The sequence below is a fragment of the Ruminococcus sp. AM43-6 genome (assembly GCF_003461785.1).
Lineage (GTDB): Bacteria > Bacillota > Clostridia > Oscillospirales > Ruminococcaceae > Hominimerdicola > Hominimerdicola aceti.
Genome location: NZ_QTXU01000023.1, coordinates 1 through 16,740 on the forward strand (window position 1 = coordinate 1; position 16,740 = coordinate 16,740).

A 16,740-nucleotide genomic window follows, 5' to 3' on the forward strand; every position below is an offset into this window, starting at 1 on the left:
TGTCTATCTCTCTTTTCTTTTTTCTTAATTTTGTCCAATATCTATTGTAGCACTACAGAAAAGAACAAAAAAATTTCAAAAATATCTTGACAAGCAGAAGATCATATGGTATAATATTAAAGTCGCTTGGATAGTGTGACACATATAAAAAAATGATAAACTGGAGAAGTCGCCTAGCCTGGTTTATGGCGCACGACTGGAACTCGTGTATGGGTTAATAGCTCATCGAGGGTTCGAATCCCTCCTTCTCCGCCATAAGTCCACCGTAATTTTGATAGAATTGCGGTGAATTTTTATGCTATAATGAGTTAGACAAATCGGAATTTATGGAGAAAAATGAAGTATGGAACTGTGGGACGCTTATGATAGAGATTTCAAAAAGATTCAAGGTGTAACTCTGGTTCGAGGAGAGGCAATTCCGGAAGGTTTTTTTCATTTGGTCTGTGAAATAATCGTTAGACATATAGATGGAAGTTATCTCATCATGCAAAGGGATAAAAGAAAGCATTTGGGCGGAATGTGGGAGGCTACAGCGGGTGGTTCTGCTTTACAAGGTGAAGCCCCTGTAACCTGTGCCGCTAGAGAACTTCATGAAGAAACGGGAATTACCTCCGATAATTTAGTGGAAATAGGAAGGGTGCTCCACCACAACCATAAATCGTTTTATGTGGAGTATCTTTGCATTACGGATATAGATAAGGATAGTATCGTTTTGCAAGAAGGAGAAACATCTAATTATAAATGGATTACGGCTGATAGATTGCTAAAACTGTCCAGGGATGAGTTGGCAACGCAGCGTATTCTAAATTTCATTGAAGAACTTAATTTATAAATTCTGGTTTGACGTGGAGTGGCAGTGGAGTTGTCAAAAACAATGCACCCCCTCAAATCGAGAACTGCACCCCCCTCTGAACCGAAGTTGCACCCCCTTTGATGGTTTCTATCAAAATTACGGTTCTTTGCCAAAAAATCTCGTAAACACGTTGTTTGCGAGACTTTTTATTTTCTAAAGATATGACACGCAAAAAACTTCATAAAGCAAAAAATCGGACAGCCCGAAGACTGTCCGATTGAATGTTTTGTGATTATTCTATGGTCGTGATGTCGCTTCCGAACCAAGTTGTTGATATCTCAGCAAGCTTGCCGTCCTGCTTCATTTCGTGAAGGATCTCCTCGATCTTGTCGCAAAGTGCCTGATCACCAAGTCTGAAGCCGATAGCGTACTCCTCTGGGTCAAGGCCGTCAGGAAGCACCTTGTAATCCTTGCCTGATGTGGATATCTCGTAGTTTGCAACTACTGAGTCAAGGAACGCTGCGTCTACCATGTTAAGCTCCAACTGCTGGAGGGCTTCAACATTTGTTGCAAGCTCTGTTGTTGTCGCACCATTTGCTACAACGTCAGATGCAAGAAGTGTTTCCTGTGCTGTTGAGCCGTTCTGTACGGCAATATTCTTGCCTGCAAGGTCAGCCTGTGAAGCAACGTCACTTGAGCCGTTTACAACGAATACCATTTCATTCTTCATATAAGGCTCGCTCATGAGCATTACTTTCTTTCTCTCATCGCTGACAGAAAGGCCGTTCCAGATACAATCTATTGTGCCTGCATTAATATCCTGTTCCTTTGTATCCCAGTTTACAGAGTAAGTTTCAAGCTCTACACCAAGTCTTGAGCAAACTTCCTTTGCAACGTCGATATCAAAGCCTACGATGTTGTCGTTCTCGTCTGTGTAGCCCATTGGCTTGAATGTTGGGTCAAGACCAAGCACAAGCTTACCTGAATCAAGAACCTTCTGAAGTGAGTTGTCCTCACCTTTTGCAGCGGCTGTGCTGTTTGTGCCTGCTGCTGATGAAGAATCAGATGTGCTTCCGCAGCCTACAGCCAAAAGCATCATGGCAGCAGCGGAAAGTGATGCGATAGTCTTAAAAATAGATCTTTTCATTATTAACTTCCTTTCGGGTATCGTCAAAATACCATTTCATACGTTTTAACACTTTAATATAATAACATATTATAACGTCACTGTCAATTATCATTATTGCCCAAACCTTTGCAGGCTGTGGGTGCTTTTTCATAGAAAATGACCGCAGATAGGCGAAAATCAGCACTTACCAAGCTTTTTCGCTCTTTCCATGAACCTTGCATACTTGCCTATGACCGCTTCTCCCTGTGTGATACCTGCATTTTTCAGTATCTCCAAAGGCTTTTCGGGATAGTCGGCTGTATATTCAAGCTCCAACTCATAGTCTGTCAAGCCGAGATATTCGCTTTTGTCAAGGCATATCTCAACATGGTCGAAATCGGTGCAGAGCTTGCGCTGAGTATACAAAGAACCTGCAAGGTCAGCGGCAGGGAAATCTCTCCCCACAAGCTGTGAAAGCTCCTGTGCGGTGAGCTTTTCAGGCAGGCTGTCAAGCTGTTGTTCATACTCTTTTTTCACATGAAGTGCACCGTTTTCGGAGATAGGTGCTTTAAGCTGTAAAAAATACCTATCCCCTATCTGCCTGACACGGATACTTGTCATGCCCGTATCCTGCTGTGGTATATAATAAAAATTGGTCTGCTCTATTATTTTGCCCCACTGAAAAAGCTTTTCAGCGGTGTTATATTGTTCTTTTGTGAGAGAAATTTTTATCTCACGTTCTATATTTTCGCTCATGATATCCTCCTGAATATATTATCATTTTACTATATTATAGCAGTATCATGCCCTAAAGTCAACTGGCGTAAAAGGTTGACAAAATCCCATAAAAATAGTAGAATTTAAGTATATGATTTTAAGGAGAGTTTGAGATGTCAAGAATATTGACGCCACAGCAGAAGATAGAGCGTAGCATCGTCACTGATTTTCGCAGAGATATATGGAATAAATTCGTAATGGGATATGAGCGTTACGATATGATAAAGCCGGGGGACAAAATAGCGGTGTGCATATCAGGTGGCAAGGACTCAATGCTTCTTGCTAAGTGTATGCAGCATTTGCAGAAATATCAGGGAATGGATATCGGGCTGGAGTTTATTGTAATGAACCCCGGTTACAGCGACGCCAACAGACAGAGAATAATCGACAATACAAAGCTTATGGGCATACCCATAAAAATGTTTGAAACAAAGGTCTTTGACATTGCATACAACACAAAACGCAACCCATGCTATCTTTGTGCAAGAATGAGGCGTGGCTGGCTTTACAAATTTGCGCAGGATCTTGGGTGCAACAAGATAGCTTTGGGACATCATTTTGATGATGTTATAGAAACCATACTCATGAGCATGGTATACGGAGGACAGATTCAGACTATGATGCCGAAGCTACACTCGAGGAACTACGCAGGCATGGAGCTTATCAGACCACTGTACATGGTGAAAGAGGCGGACATTATCCGCTGGGTGGAGCAGAACGATCTGCATTTTATCCGCTGTGCCTGCCGTTTCACTGAGAGCTACGAGGGGTCAGAGAAAAAGGGTGAGGTATCAAAGCGGCAGGAAATGAAGGAGCTTATAGCAAAGTTTCGTGCCACCAATCCCAACATCGAAAACAATATTTTCAAGAGCGTTTATAACGTCAATCTGCGCACTGTGATACAATACGAATACAAGGGCAAGAAGTACAATTTTATGGACACATATGATGATTACGACCCAAGCGTTCAGGCAGATGACGATGATGATGAGGGAATAGAGTAAAAAAGTTGTGAAAAGGGCTTGACAAAGCGGCAGAGATAGTGTATAATATATTACTGTAATTGGTTTGCTGCTATGGCTCAGTAGGTAGAGCACGTCCTTGGTAAGGACGAGGTCACCGGTTCAAGCCCGGTTAGCAGCTCCAGCAGGGACGTGTCCCTGCACCCAAATCCGCTATCATTTATGGTAGCGGATTTTTTTGTCGCCGCCCATGGGTACGATACCCTGCACACAAAAAACACCGCCCGAACTCCTCGGACGGTGTTACATTTTTATCTCGTATTACAGATTTGTATACTCCATAAGGCTCTTATCCACCTCACGGGCAACATCTCTGCCCTCTCTGATAGCCCATACTACAAGTGACTGTCCTCTGCGCACGTCGCCTGCGGCAAAGACGTTCTTCACGTTCGTCTGATGTGTGCCGTCGGCTGTTGCGATATTCGTTCTGCCGTCTACCTCAACGCCAAAAGCCTTTGTGAGATAGCTTTCAGATCCCAGAAAGCCTGCCGCAATAAGAACAAGCTCGGTTTCTACCTTGTATTCGCTGCCCTCAACAGGCTTCATTATCGTTCTGCCTGACTTAGGGTCTTTCTCCGGTGAGAGCTTTACAAGCACTGCGCCCTTGAGATTGCCCTTTTTGTCTTTGAGAAACTCCTTGACAGTTGTCTGATAAACTCTCGGATCATGACCGAACACACCGATAGCTTCCTCCTGACCGTAATCTGTCTTGCAAACCATTGGCCACTGCGGCCATGGGTTGTTCTCGGCTCTCGTGTCAGGAAGCTTTGGCATCATTTCAAGCTGCAAAACGCTCTTTGCGCCGTGTCTTACGCTTGTACCAACGCAGTCATTTCCTGTATCTCCGCCACCTATTACCATGACGTTCTTGCCCTTTGCGGAAATGTGGTTTTTATCCGTAAGACCGCCGTTCAGCAGCGCCTTAGTTGTGGATTTCAGAAAATCCACTGCAAAATAGATACCCTTTGCATCTCTGCCCTCGGCTTTGATATCTCTAGGGTTTGAAGCACCACAACAAAGTATTACTCTGTCGAAGTCCTTGAGAAGCTCAGCCGCTGTGATATCCTTGCCCACATTAACGCCTGTGCGGAACTCGATGCCCTCTTCTTTCATTATGTTTATCTTACGCTCGATAATCTGCTTTTCAAGCTTCATGTTCGGTATGCCGTACATAAGCAGACCGCCCACTCTGTCCTCACGCTCGAAAACTGTTACACTGTGACCTCTCTGATTGAGCTGGTCAGCGGCAGCAAGACCTGACGGGCCTGAGCCTATAACAGCGATAGTCTTTCCTGTTCTTACCTTTGGAACTCTTGCCGAAGCATATCCGCAGGCATAAGCATTTTCGATAATGCCGTATTCGTTAGCCTTTGTGGTAACAGCGTCGCCATTAGCTCCGCAGGTGCAGGCTTTTTCGCAAAGTGCAGGACAAACTCTTGATGTGAACTCAGGAAAATTGTTCGTCATATGAAGTCTGTAATATGCCTGCTCCCAGTTGCCCTTGTATATAAGGTCGTTCCATTCAGGGATAAGATTGTTAAGCGGACAGCCTGAAAATGCGTTGCCTATCTTCATTCCTGCCTGACAGAACGGCACACCGCAGTCCATACATCTTGCTCCCTGCTTTTGCTGCTCCTCCTTTGAAAGAGGAGTGTGAAATTCATTAAAATTCTTTATACGTTCCTCAACGGAGAACGCTGCTGCGTCCTCACGCTTATAGTCCATAAAACCAGTTGGCTTTCCCATATCTCAACTATACTTGCTTTCACGGCAAGTATATCCTCCTTTCGATTTTAAAAGTACAATATCTCATGTGCGCAGGCTTACTGCTTGCCGTTGATGATCTGATAGAATGCTTCTATCTGCGCCTGATCACTGCTCATGCCCTTTTCTTCCATTGAAGCTATAGCAGACATCATCTTCTTGTAATCGTGAGGGATTATCTTCTTGAACTTAGGCAGATATTCCTCAAAGTTATCAAGAATACGCTTGCCCTTTTCAGAGCCTGTTGCGTCAACGTGCTGCTGGATAAGGTCTTTGAGCTGAATGATATCGTACTTCTCCTTGACCTCAGAGAAAAGTACCATTTCCTTGTTGAGTCTTGTGTAAAGGTGTCTGTCCTCGTCAAGAACGTAAGCTACACCGCCCGACATACCTGCCGCAAAGTTTTTGCCCGTCTTGCCGATAACTACCACACAGCCGCCTGTCATATACTCACAGCCGTGGTCGCCAACGCCCTCGACAACTGCCACTGCGCCTGAGTTTCTTACGCAGAAACGCTCGCCTGCAACACCGTCGATGAACGCCTTACCGCTTGTTGCGCCGTAAAGTGCAACGTTACCGATAATGATATTGTCCTCGGCTTTGAAAGTGGAATCCTTCGGAGGATAAACAACGAGCTTACCGCCCGAAAGTCCCTTGCCGAAATAATCGTTAGAGTCGCCCACAAGCTCGAGGGTCAAGCCGTTCGGGATAAATGCGCCGAAGCTCTGTCCGCCTGAGCCGTTGCAGACTATCTTGTATGTATCGTCAGCAAGTGTGTTATAATACTTTCTTGTTATCTCTGAGCCAAAGATAGTACCGAATGAACGGTCTGTGTTCTTGACATTTACTGTGATAGACTTCTTCTCACCACTCTTAAGATTTTTCTCGAACTCCTTCATGAGTACCTTTTCATCAAGAGTGTTTTCAAGCTTGAAGTCATACTTGGATTTCTTGTTGTATTCTACCTTTTCTGAAACGTAATCAGAGTTGATGATATTAGAAAGGTCAACTTGTGCCGCAGTGCCTGTGATTCCAGCCTTTGGCTTGATAAGGTCAATTCTTCCCACAAGCTCGTCAACTGTTCTTACGCCAAGCTTTGACATATATTCTCTAAGCTCGGAAGCCACGAATATCATAAAGTTCATTACATATTCAGGCTTGCCGGGGAACTTCTTTCTAAGCTCTGGGTTCTGTGTTGCAACACCAAATGGGCAAGTATCAAGATTACATACTCTCATCATTGCACAGCCAAGTGTTATCAGCGGAGCTGTTGCAAAGCCGAACTCCTCTGCGCCAAGGATCGCTGCGATAACAACGTCACGGCCTGTCATGAGCTTGCCGTCTGTTTCGATAACGACCTTGTTTCTAAGACCGTTCTTGATAAGGGTCTGATGTGCTTCTGCAAGTCCAAGCTCCCATGGAAGTCCTGCATTGTAGATAGAGTTTCTCGGAGCCGCACCTGTACCGCCGTCATAGCCTGAGATAAGGATAACACCTGCGCCTGCCTTTGCAACGCCTGCCGCAACTGTACCAACACCGCACTCAGAAACGAGCTTTACAGAAATTCTTGCGTTCTTGTTTGCGTTTTTCAGGTCATAGATAAGCTGAGCCAAGTCCTCGATAGAGTAGATATCGTGGTGTGGCGGAGGTGAGATAAGCGATACGCCAGGTGTGGAGTGTCTTGTTTTAGCTATCCATGGATAAACCTTTTTGCCAGGGAGATGACCGCCCTCGCCAGGCTTTGCGCCCTGTGCCATTTTTATCTGTATCTCATCAGCAGATGTGAGGTATCTTGAAGTTACACCGAAACGTCCCGAAGCCACCTGCTTGATAGCTGAACATCTGTCCTCAGAAGTACCCTTTGTGAGAAGTCTGTCAAGGCTCTCACCGCCCTCGCCTGAGTTTGACTTGCCGTGAAGTCTGTTCATTGCGATAGCAAGTGCTTCATGAGCTTCCTGAGAGATAGAGCCGTAGGACATAGCGCCCGTCTTAAATCTTCTTACGATAGAGTCAACGCTCTCAACTTCCTCCAGCGGAACAGGATTTTCAGCAAAGTTGAAATCCATAAGACCTCTGATGTTCACAGGGTCCATTTCCTCAGAGATAAGCTTTGAATACTTCTTGTATGTTTCATAGTCACCAGTCCTTGCAGCCTGCTGGAGCAGGTAGATAGACTGAGGATTGTAGAGATGCTCCTCCTTGCCGCTTCTGAACTTGTGGCTTCCTCTTGATTCAAGCTCTGTGTCCGTGCCAAGTCCAAGAGGGTCAAAGGCTGATGTATGAAGTCTGTCAACGTTCTTTTCGATATCAGAGATAGTGATACCACCTATTCTGCTGACAGTGCCTGTGAAATACTTGTTTATAACGTCCTCGCCGATACCGATAGCCTCGAATATCTGTGAGCCTTGATATGACTGTATAGTAGAGATACCCATTTTTGAAGCTATCTTTACGATACCATGGAGAACAGCCGCATTATAATCGTCAACAGCGGCATAGTAATCCTTATCGAGAAGGTCGTCAGCAATAAGCTCGTGGATAGTTTCCTGAGCAAGATAAGGGTTGATAGCGGAAGCACCATAGCCAAGCAGTGTTGCAAAGTGATGAACTTCTCTAGGCTCGCCGCTTTCGAGGATAATAGCAAGAGATGTTCTCTTCTTTGTAACAACAAGGTGCTGATGAAGTGCTGATACTGCAAGCAGTGACGGGATAGCAAGGTGGTTCTCGTCAACTCCCCTGTCTGAAAGGATAAGGATATTTGCGCCCTCGCTGAACGCCTTGTCTGCTTCTATATAAAGTCTGTTTATAGCCTTTTCAAGTCTTGTGTTCTTATAATAAAGTATAGGGATAACAGCTACCTTAAAGCCAGGAATGTGCATATTCTTTATTTTAAGGATATCTGTTGAGGTAAGGATAGGGTCGTGTATCTTCATTACCTTGCAATTTTCAGGCTTTTCTTCAAGAATGTTGCCGTCCTCGCCAATATAGACAGTTGTGGAGGTAACTATTTCCTCTCTGATAGCGTCTATAGGCGGATTTGTTACCTGTGCAAAGAGCTGCTTGAAGTAGTTGAACAGTGGCTGAGGCTCTTTTGAAAGCACCGCAAGCGGGCTGTCTGTACCCATAGCGGCAATAGACTCAGAGCCGTTCTTTGCCATTGGCAGGATAGATGTCATAACGTCCTCATAGGTATAACCAAAGGCTTTCTGAAGTCTTTGTCTTTCCTCGTAGCCGTGTTCCTCTACCTTGATGTTTGGTATCTTAAGGTCTTTAAGTCTGACAAGGTTGCTGTCCAGCCACTCGCCGTAAGGCTGCTTTGAAGCATAGTATTCCTTAAGCTCGTCATCGTCGATAACTCTTCCCTGAACAGTATCAACAAGAAGCATTTTGCCCGGGCGAAGTCTTTCCTTTTCAACGATATTGTCTGACGGGATAGGAAGTGCGCCAACCTCAGATGAAAGGATAAGATTGCCATCCTTTGTGATATAATATCTTGACGGACGCAGACCGTTTCTGTCAAGCACTGCACCCATGATATCTCCGTCAGAGAAAAGGATAGAAGCAGGTCCGTCCCATGGCTCCATCATAGTTGCGTAATACTGATAGAAGTCTTTCTTAGCCTGACTCATCGTGCCGTTGTTATCCCATGGCTCAGGGATCGTTATCATGACAGCCAGCGGCAGATCCATTCCACTCATGACCAAAAATTCAAGTGTGTTGTCGAGCATTGCAGAGTCAGAGCCTTCAGTGTTTACAACAGGTGTGACCTTATCAAGGTCGCCCTTCAAATGCTCAGACTTCATCGTTTCCTCACGAGCGAGCATTTTATCAGCATTGCCTCTGATAGTGTTTATCTCACCGTTGTGAACGATCATTCTGTTAGGATGAGCTCTCTGCCAGCTTGGGTTTGTGTTGGTAGAAAATCTTGAATGTACCATAGCGATAGCAGACTCGTAGTCCTTATCCTGAAGGTCAGGGAAGAACTTTCTGAGATCCTGCACAAGGAACATTCCTTTATATACTATAGTTCTGCTTGAAAGTGATACAACGTAGGTGTCCTCATTTGACTGCTCGAACACACGTCTTGCAACATACAGCTTGCGGTCAAAGTCAAGACCCTTTTTAACGCCCTTTGGACGCTTGATGAAGCACTGCATTATGGCAGGCATACACTGGGCAGCTCTCTTGCCAAGCACCTCAGGCCTTGCAGGAACGACTCTCCAGCCAAGGATCTCCAAGCCCTCTTTTTCAGCGATTATCTCAAACATCTTCTTTGCCTGATTTCTCGCAAGCTCGTTCTGTGGGAAGAAGAACATACCAACAGCATAATCTCTCTCCTCGCCAAGCGTGATTCCAAGCTCAGCGGCGGCGATCTTCTTGAAGAATTTATGTGAGATCTGAAGCAGGATACCTACTCCGTCACCTGTTTTGCCCTCTGCGTCCTTACCAGCACGATGCTCAAGCGTTTCAACGATAGTCAGCGCATTTGCAACAGTATCGTGGCTCTTTTTGCCCTTAATGTTCACAACAGCACCTATTCCGCAGTTATCATGCTCGAATTTCGGTGAATACAGGCTTTTTACATTAGTCATATCCTCCATGCGTTCCATTTTTATCACCCTTTCCTGCCAAACTGTAAAAAAATTATAGCTTATCGTTCAGCAACGTATGTTATTTCACGGCTTATAGCCGATTTTTAGCTGTTTTTAACAAAAAATTTGCAGGAAGAAATTAAAATCCTGCAATCCTGCATAAGTGCAAACAAACTCAAAGCGTGGTTTTTCGCACAAATGCAAGAAAATAGCCTTTTGCCGTATTTTTTGACGGCTTAATCATTATAACACACATTACAGCAAAATGCAAGAGTGAATGATAAAACTTGCATAAAATCATTATTAATTTTTGGTTAATCGGTATACATATATAACTTATGATTTCATATTGCTTTCCTGGGTAAACCTTGCAAACTAACGTAACAACGCTCTTTTCAGCTTATTTACAGCCATTTTCAGCGGTGAATCATACTCTTTGTAAAAATGCTGATAATCCTTAGAATTGTTCCAGTCACCACCCCATTTCCAGCCGTGGCGCCTGAAAATGCAATAGCAAAGGTCTGTTCTGTCAATCTTGTGATCAAAAGTCTTATCACGGTCTGCATACTCTGCAGCATTGGCAGGCATTACCTTATCCCCCACTATATAAGGATTTATAAGAGGGTTTATGTCTATCGCCCTGCCGTAGCTGTGAGCCGAAATAGTGTTGGTACCAGCCACCACCCTATAGTTGAAGGCAGAGGAGTTGTTATCCGCCATTGACCTTTCATCATCAGCGTCATACTCGTCCACGAGCCTGATCTTTTCTATCTCATAACCGCCCTCGAAAAGCTCATAGAAGATATCCAGAACCTCCAGCGCAAGCTTCCTCGCCACGATAAGCTCCCCCGACTGCACCTTATGCTCAAAGTCATAATATCTCACACGCAGATAGGCAAGGTCGCCCAGCTTCACATAGGGATTTTCCTTATAGGAAACGCCTTTGATACGCTCTATCACCTCATTTGGAAGCTCCTCAGCCGTAAAGCCCTCTCTGTATAATATCTTTTCCATAAAAAACACTCCTTACAAAAAGCGGTCAAGGCATGATACCTTGACCGTCCTTATTATTTATCCGCAGACTTGTAGTACATAACAACAGGCGTACCGTAAGGCACGTTGTCATAAACATATTTGGCGTCGTCATAGCTCATATTTATACAGCCGTGAGAGCCGTTGTATTTGTATATCTCACCGCCGAAATATCCGCCTCGCCACGTTGAATCGTGAAGACCTATTCCGCAGAGAGAAACGTTGTTCCAGAAATTACACTTTGTATCCCACTCGTCGCCGTCGGCATTTGTGTCTTTCATACGCTTGTTGGTCTCCTTTGACCACAGCTTATAAACACCGGGGAGAGTTGTTCTCGCCTTAGATGTGGTCTGACCTGAAACTATATAGGTATCGAGCTTTTTCTTGCCCTTTTCATAATACCACAAGTGCTGGTCGGTAAGGTCTATCTCGATATAAGTGTCGCCTATATCATCGTCCTTGCTTCTCGCAGACTCAACGCCTGTAAAGTCATAATAACCGGTACTGTAATAGATAGGGTCTACCTTGTCAACGCTCTCGCCCTTTTCAAGCATATCCACAAGATCGTCACAAGTCTTTTCCTGATCTATCCACCAGCCGTATTTAGCATCAGAGCTTGTCGGCACGATTATGTCGCCCTGCAAAGTGGCGTGGAATTTTCTCTTAGTATTATATGTATCATACTTCTTTGCGAGCTTTTCCACATACTCCATGGCTTTCTTTCTGTCCACAGTGTAGCTTCCGTCATCTTTGAGCTTTATAATCTTCATAAGCTCCTCGCCCGTGAGAGTTTCTGTGGTGTAGTCAAAATCGTATGTGACAGAAAGCTGGAAAACATCATTTCGTTTTTTGCAATCGTCCTCAAGGTCTGCGCTCTTCACCTTTGGAAGAGAATAACAACCTGTGTCCTTGTCAAGCTCAACGCTAAGCTCACCTGCCGCCACGCTTTGCGTAACATAAGCTTCAAGCTTTTTCATATCGGTTATCTTGTTTCCCTGCACCTCAGGGGTGATAACATAAGCCGTCTTATCCTCGTTAAGGCCAAGCTTTGCATCGGCAGTTTCAACATCGCCCCAGTTTGCTTTCTCCACAAGCTTCTGAAGCTTCTCAACATCAAATGTGATATCCTCATTAAAGCTATAGGTGGAGTTCTGTATAAATCCCGAGAACCATGTTTTTCTGTTCACGCTGTCATAGATCTTCTGAAGCTCGTCCTTGCCGCTTAGTCTGTAATCAAAATCAGCCGTCTTGAAAACAACAGGCGTGCCGTCGATAGTTTTGACCGTAAGCTCATAAGGCATATCGTTCACCCCGAGCAGGTCGCAAGCCTGTTCAAATGTCCTTCCGCCCACGTCAACGCCATTCACTGTTGTGCCGCTCAGAAATCTGTTGCTATAGTAAGCTCTTCCAATGAAATATCCTCCGCCCACAACTATCACGATAGCCGCTGCCGCAGTGCCGCAGATAATGCCGATATTGTTGCGTTTTTTCTTTCTTTTCTTATTCTTTGACGAACCTTTGACAGAGCTGTTTTTCTTCACAGATGCCGCAGTCTTTTTCTTTATTGTTGTGGAATTTTCCGTCATCAATTATCCTCCTGTACAAAATGACGTTCGGCATTTGCCGACAATGTATCAAGAATAATTATATCACGCTTTTTTCCTTTTGTCTATAGGATAGGCTGAAAAATTTGTCACAAAAAGAGTGCCGGATATTCTCATTTAATGTACAAATAAACGTACTGCAAACAAACCACACGCAAACACAGTAAAAAAATATCGGGCAGATAACTCCACCCGATACAATATCAGTCTTTTATATACTTGTTCTTGACCTCGCTGTAGGTCTTGCAGAAGCGGTCATGGGAGATATACGCTCCCCAGCTCATGTTATCGTCCACCTGAGGATCCATAACATATACCTGACCGTTTATCGTTACCTCCACCCACATATGATAGCCGTAACCGCCTGCCGCCATAGCGGTCTTGCCGTCAACAGTCTTTGCGTCAAAGCCTATGTAGTTAAGCATTGCAGCGTAAACGTAAGAATATTCTGTGCAAGTGCCGTAACCGTCCTCAAGAACAGCCTTGACAGGATTTGCCCAGCCGCCGTAATCATAGACCGTGTTCTTTATAATATAATCGTAGCAAGCCACAGCCTTTTCGTAGTTTGTCATATCATCTGATATTATCTTATCGAGATATTTCAGAAGTATCTTTTCTTCCTTTGCGCTGAGCGTCGCCTTTGGATCAAGCACTGCAGAATTAAGTCGCTGTGCAGGGGTCTTGCCGTTGTCGACAACAGGCGCAGTGGTTGTAGTTGTAACAGGCTTTTTAGTTGTTGTCACCTTAGTGGTGGTGGTCTTTTTCTTGGTAGTAGTCACCGCAGGCGTTGTGGTCGTAACAGGGGCAGTTGTTGTCTTTGCAGTGGTAGTAGTTTTTGCAGTAGTAGTTTTCACTGTTGTAGTCTTTTTTGTAGCCTTTGAGGCAACAGTATCGCTGTCAGTAGTGCTGACAGGGGTGGAAGTAACAGCAGAAACCTTTGTTTCAGACTTTGAAGCCTGCTGAGTTTTCTTTGTCACAAGGCTTACTGATATGCTAAGCTTTGTGTCAGCGGAAGTCACACTCTGCACTGCGGTCACTGACGCTGGCTTCTGTGATATTACAGAGGTCGTTACGCTCTCTGATCTCAAAGCTGTTTCGGAAGCTGGCTTTGTTGCCTTTGTTGTTTCGCTTTTTGCAGTTTTTACAGCCTTTACAGCCTCGGTCTGAGAATTTTTCGCAGTTTCCTTGACAGCTGATGTTGTAAGAACAGTTGTGATATCCCCGATCTGCTCAGATGTTTCCTTGTCAGAAACAGCAGAAATGACCTTTGCATTTTCAGGCGGCATGACCGCACATGGCTGGATAACGTTTTTATCAAGTGTCGCAAAAGTCACAGCAGATACTGTCACAACTCCGCAGGCAGAAAGCACAGCCACACAGCGGGATATTCCCGACTTCAAATAACCCAATTCAGAACGCTCCTTTCAAATGTGATAAACTACACCATATTATAATGAATAAGGTTACAAAAGTCAAGGGGCATTGTAATCAAATTGTAATTTTCAAGCCGTTTTTTCGCTCGTTTATGAAGTTTATATGAACGTCAGGTTACAACCATTGTACATTTTATATCCCAGAAACGATAATAAGGGTTCTATTTTTATCACTTTTAACAAATTTCGCAAAACTTTTATTAATAATACCGAAAAACGGACACCTGCGTTACAAAAGCCCATATTTCCCACGATATTTTACATATCTATCCACAAAATCACCCACGCAAAAAAGAACGCTGACACAAGCCAGCGTTCCCTTTTTGAAGTATATGAAGTATATATGGAGAAAAAAGTATATGTGTAAATTTCATCTTTTTGTCTTTCTCTTACCTTGCTTATATAATACTCCGCCAATGTGACAGTTTTATGATAGTGTGCTGAAAACTAATACACAAAAAATAAGTGCAAAAAAAAACGCCTGCCATATGACAGACGTTTTCTCTTAGTTTAAGTAAATTACTCAGCCTGAGGTGCTCCTACAGGGCAAGTACCTGCACAAGAACCGCAGTCGATGCACTCGTCAGCGTTAATAACACACTTACCATCAGCCTCGGAGATAGCTCCTACTGGACATGCGTCCATGCAAGCGCCGCAGCCGATGCACTCATCACTAATCTTATAAGCCATTTTCACAGACCTCCTTGCATAAATTCTACAAGTATCATATCAAATACTATACTTATATAATAACACATTTTCTGAAAAAATCAAGAGGTTTTCGGCATTTCATAAAAATTTCACATAGATTTTAAGTGATTTTTCGGTTAGTATTCACTAATCAGCTAGATGCTTGCCAATTCCTGCTGTGAGATAAGTGCAAATCCTGCTTCACTCAAAGCTTCCAGAGCGGCTGTAACGTTCTCTACTCTAAGGATAAGATAAGCCGTGTTTTCCTTAGTGTTTATGAATGCAGAATACATATACTCAACGCTGATGTTATCATTGTAGAGAGCTTTCATTGCTTCTGAAAGTCCGCCTGGGCGGTCATTTATCTCCACTGCAAGCACCTGAGTGGTGGTAACGGAAAAGCCCTCTGTTTTCAAGGCTGAAACTGCTTTTTCAAAATCGTCAACGATAAGTCTGAGAATACCGAAATCCTTTGTGTCAGCAAGGGACATTGCACGGATATTCACATCATTATCCCCAAGTATTTTTGTAACGGCAGACAATCTGCCAGGTCTGTTTTCAATAAAAACCGAAAGCTGTTTTACTGTCATAAAATTACCCCCTGTCTTTTAGACAAGCTTTCTCTTGTCGATAACTCTTACTGCCTTGCCCTCAGAACGTGGAATGCTCTTTGGCTCAACAAGTCTTATCTTCGCCTTGATGCCAAGGATATTATGGATATCGTTGGATATCTTCTTTTCAAGATCCTCGATAGACTTGACAGTATCAGAGAACATATCGTCATTAAGCTCAACTCTTATCTCGAAAGTATCAGAATTGTTCACCCTGTCAACGACTATCTGATAGTTAGGGCTTGCCTTTGATATCTTAAGAAGCACCGACTCTATCTGCGATGGGAACACGTTTACGCCCTTAATAATGAGCATATCGTCGCTTCTGCCCATTGGCTTGCACATTTTGACGAGAGTTCTGCCACATGAGCATTTCTCTCTTGTAAGAATACAAATATCTCTTGTTCTGTATCTCAGCAGAGGGAAAGCTTCCTTTGTGATACTTGTGAATACAAGCTCGCCCTTTGAGCCTTCAGGAAGCACCTCGCCTGTGTCAGGGTCGATTATCTCTGCGATAAAGTTGTCCTCATTGATGTGCATACCAGACTGTGCTTCGCACTCGAAAGCTACGCCAGGACCGCTTGTTTCTGTCAGACCATAGATATCGTAAGCCTTGATACCAAGAAGATTCTCTATCTCGTGACGCATTTCCTCCGTCCAAGGCTCAGCACCGAAGATACCAGCTTTAAGTGTAAGCTCCTCCGGCTTTATGCCCATTTCCTTTACAGTTTCACCTATATAAGCGGCATATGACGGAGTACAGCAAAGGATAGTAGAACCTAGATCCTGCATGAACTGTATCTGTCTTTCTGTGTTTCCTGATGACATCGGCAGAGTAAGACAGCCCACCTTATGAGAGCCGCCGTTAAGACCTGCTCCGCCTGTAAAAAGTCCATAGCCATATGCAACGTGGCAAACGTCGTCTTTTGAGCCGCCTGCGGCAACTATAGCTCTTGCACAGCAATTTTCCCAAAGGTCGATATCATGCTGAGTGTAGAAAGCCACAACTCTCTTGCCTGTGGTTCCGCTTGTGGAATGTATTCTCACGCACTCTGAAAGCGGCTTTGCAAGCAGACCGTAAGGATAAGCCTCACGCAGATCAGCCTTTGAAAGGAACGGCAGCTTGTGCAGGTCCTCAATGCCGTGGATATCATCAGGCGTTACGCCCTTTTCTTCCATAAGCTTCTTGTAGTATGGCACATTGTCCCAGACGTGCTTGACCTGCTTGACAAGTCTTTCGCTCTGGAGTTTTTTCATGTCCTCGTGCGCCATGCACTCGATCTCTTCGTTCCAATATTTTCCCATTGGAACACA

At 44.2% G+C, this 16,740-nt stretch carries 13 protein-coding genes and 2 tRNA genes; 4 read left to right on the forward strand and 11 right to left on the reverse strand.

What is annotated here, in order from left to right; all coding sequences use genetic code 11:
- Positions 1–162: 162 nt before the first annotated feature.
- A tRNA-Ser gene (locus DW938_RS11305) sits at positions 163–255 on the forward strand.
- A gap of 88 nt (positions 256–343) precedes the next feature.
- Positions 344–832: an NUDIX domain-containing protein gene (locus DW938_RS11310; protein WP_117856663.1), complete on the forward strand. Its 489-nt coding sequence runs from the start codon at positions 344–346 to the stop codon at positions 830–832.
- A gap of 253 nt (positions 833–1,085) precedes the next feature.
- Here DW938_RS11310 and DW938_RS11315 read toward each other — a convergent pair whose 3' ends face one another.
- The 3 genes from DW938_RS11315 to DW938_RS11320 are packed head-to-tail and all read right to left on the reverse strand — an operon-like array spanning position 1,086 to position 2,657.
- Positions 1,086–1,940, reverse strand: a complete 855-nt coding sequence (locus DW938_RS11315; protein ID WP_118124917.1) for an amino acid ABC transporter substrate-binding protein — start codon at positions 1,938–1,940, stop codon at positions 1,086–1,088.
- Positions 1,921–2,073, reverse strand: a complete 153-nt coding sequence (locus DW938_RS14825) for a hypothetical protein (protein ID WP_181979662.1) — start codon at positions 2,071–2,073, stop codon at positions 1,921–1,923. The genes DW938_RS11315 and DW938_RS14825 overlap by 20 nt, the downstream gene beginning before the upstream one ends.
- A 26-nt stretch (positions 2,074–2,099) precedes the next feature.
- A complete protein-coding gene (locus tag DW938_RS11320) occupies positions 2,100–2,657 on the reverse strand; it encodes a CYTH domain-containing protein (protein WP_118124919.1) in 558 nt (185 codons plus the stop codon).
- 134 nt (positions 2,658–2,791) lie between these two features.
- Between DW938_RS11320 and DW938_RS11325 the strand changes: the two genes are divergently transcribed.
- Together DW938_RS11325 and DW938_RS11330 are read left to right on the forward strand one after the other, a co-directional pair.
- A complete protein-coding gene (locus DW938_RS11325; RefSeq protein WP_118124921.1) occupies positions 2,792–3,682 on the forward strand; it encodes an ATP-binding protein in 891 nt (296 codons plus the stop codon).
- 66 nt (positions 3,683–3,748) lie between these two features.
- A tRNA-Thr gene (locus tag DW938_RS11330) sits at positions 3,749–3,824 on the forward strand.
- 137 nt (positions 3,825–3,961) lie between these two features.
- On the opposite strand, the gene DW938_RS11335 is transcribed toward DW938_RS11330, so the two are convergent.
- From DW938_RS11335 to DW938_RS11375, 8 genes are all read right to left on the reverse strand, one after another.
- A complete protein-coding gene (locus tag DW938_RS11335; protein ID WP_117903829.1) occupies positions 3,962–5,446 on the reverse strand; it encodes a glutamate synthase subunit beta in 1,485 nt (494 codons plus the stop codon).
- 77 nt (positions 5,447–5,523) lie between these two features.
- Positions 5,524–10,074: a glutamate synthase large subunit gene (gene gltB, locus DW938_RS11340; RefSeq protein WP_118124923.1), complete on the reverse strand. Its 4,551-nt coding sequence runs from the start codon at positions 10,072–10,074 to the stop codon at positions 5,524–5,526.
- A 357-nt stretch (positions 10,075–10,431) separates the two neighbouring features.
- Complete coding sequence (locus DW938_RS11345) at positions 10,432–11,070, reverse strand: M15 family metallopeptidase (RefSeq protein ID WP_118124925.1); 639 nt, start codon at positions 11,068–11,070, stop codon at positions 10,432–10,434.
- 53 nt (positions 11,071–11,123) lie between these two features.
- Positions 11,124–12,674: a L,D-transpeptidase family protein gene (locus DW938_RS11350; RefSeq protein WP_117878412.1), complete on the reverse strand. Its 1,551-nt coding sequence runs from the start codon at positions 12,672–12,674 to the stop codon at positions 11,124–11,126.
- A 221-nt stretch (positions 12,675–12,895) separates the two neighbouring features.
- Entirely contained in the window at positions 12,896–14,101 is a 1,206-nt protein-coding gene (locus DW938_RS11355; protein ID WP_118124927.1) for a transglutaminase domain-containing protein, read from the reverse strand.
- Positions 14,102–14,644: 543 nt separating this feature from the next.
- A complete protein-coding gene (locus DW938_RS11365; protein WP_117878416.1) occupies positions 14,645–14,815 on the reverse strand; it encodes a 4Fe-4S binding protein in 171 nt (56 codons plus the stop codon).
- Between the two features lie 155 nt (positions 14,816–14,970).
- Positions 14,971–15,405 (reverse strand): ACT domain-containing protein, encoded by a 435-nt coding sequence (locus DW938_RS11370; protein WP_022287478.1) that lies wholly within the window; start codon positions 15,403–15,405, stop codon positions 14,971–14,973.
- Positions 15,406–15,423: 18 nt separating this feature from the next.
- Positions 15,424–16,731, reverse strand: coding sequence for a phenylacetate--CoA ligase (locus DW938_RS11375; protein WP_118124930.1), 1,308 nt, complete (start codon positions 16,729–16,731; stop codon positions 15,424–15,426).
- Between the last annotated feature and the right edge of the window lie 9 nt (positions 16,732–16,740).

Excerpts from the sequence above, each read along its gene's own strand:
- DW938_RS11310 (WP_117856663.1), top strand. The coding sequence starts at position 344 with ATGGAACTGTGGGACGCTTATGATAGAGATTTCAAAAAGATTCAAGGT.
- DW938_RS11315 (WP_118124917.1), bottom strand. The coding sequence starts at position 1,940 with ATGAAAAGATCTATTTTTAAGACTATCGCATCACTTTCCGCTGCTGCC.
- DW938_RS14825 (WP_181979662.1), bottom strand. The coding sequence starts at position 2,073 with ATGAAAAAGCACCCACAGCCTGCAAAGGTTTGGGCAATAATGATAATT.
- DW938_RS11320 (WP_118124919.1), bottom strand. The coding sequence starts at position 2,657 with ATGAGCGAAAATATAGAACGTGAGATAAAAATTTCTCTCACAAAAGAA.
- DW938_RS11325 (WP_118124921.1), top strand. The coding sequence starts at position 2,792 with ATGTCAAGAATATTGACGCCACAGCAGAAGATAGAGCGTAGCATCGTC.
- DW938_RS11335 (WP_117903829.1), bottom strand. The coding sequence starts at position 5,446 with ATGGGAAAGCCAACTGGTTTTATGGACTATAAGCGTGAGGACGCAGCA.
- gltB (WP_118124923.1), bottom strand. The coding sequence starts at position 10,074 with ATGGAACGCATGGAGGATATGACTAATGTAAAAAGCCTGTATTCACCG.
- DW938_RS11345 (WP_118124925.1), bottom strand. The coding sequence starts at position 11,070 with ATGGAAAAGATATTATACAGAGAGGGCTTTACGGCTGAGGAGCTTCCA.
- DW938_RS11350 (WP_117878412.1), bottom strand. The coding sequence starts at position 12,674 with ATGACGGAAAATTCCACAACAATAAAGAAAAAGACTGCGGCATCTGTG.
- DW938_RS11365 (WP_117878416.1), bottom strand. The coding sequence starts at position 14,815 with ATGGCTTATAAGATTAGTGATGAGTGCATCGGCTGCGGCGCTTGCATG.
- DW938_RS11370 (WP_022287478.1), bottom strand. The coding sequence starts at position 15,405 with ATGACAGTAAAACAGCTTTCGGTTTTTATTGAAAACAGACCTGGCAGA.
- DW938_RS11375 (WP_118124930.1), bottom strand. The coding sequence starts at position 16,731 with ATGGGAAAATATTGGAACGAAGAGATCGAGTGCATGGCGCACGAGGAC.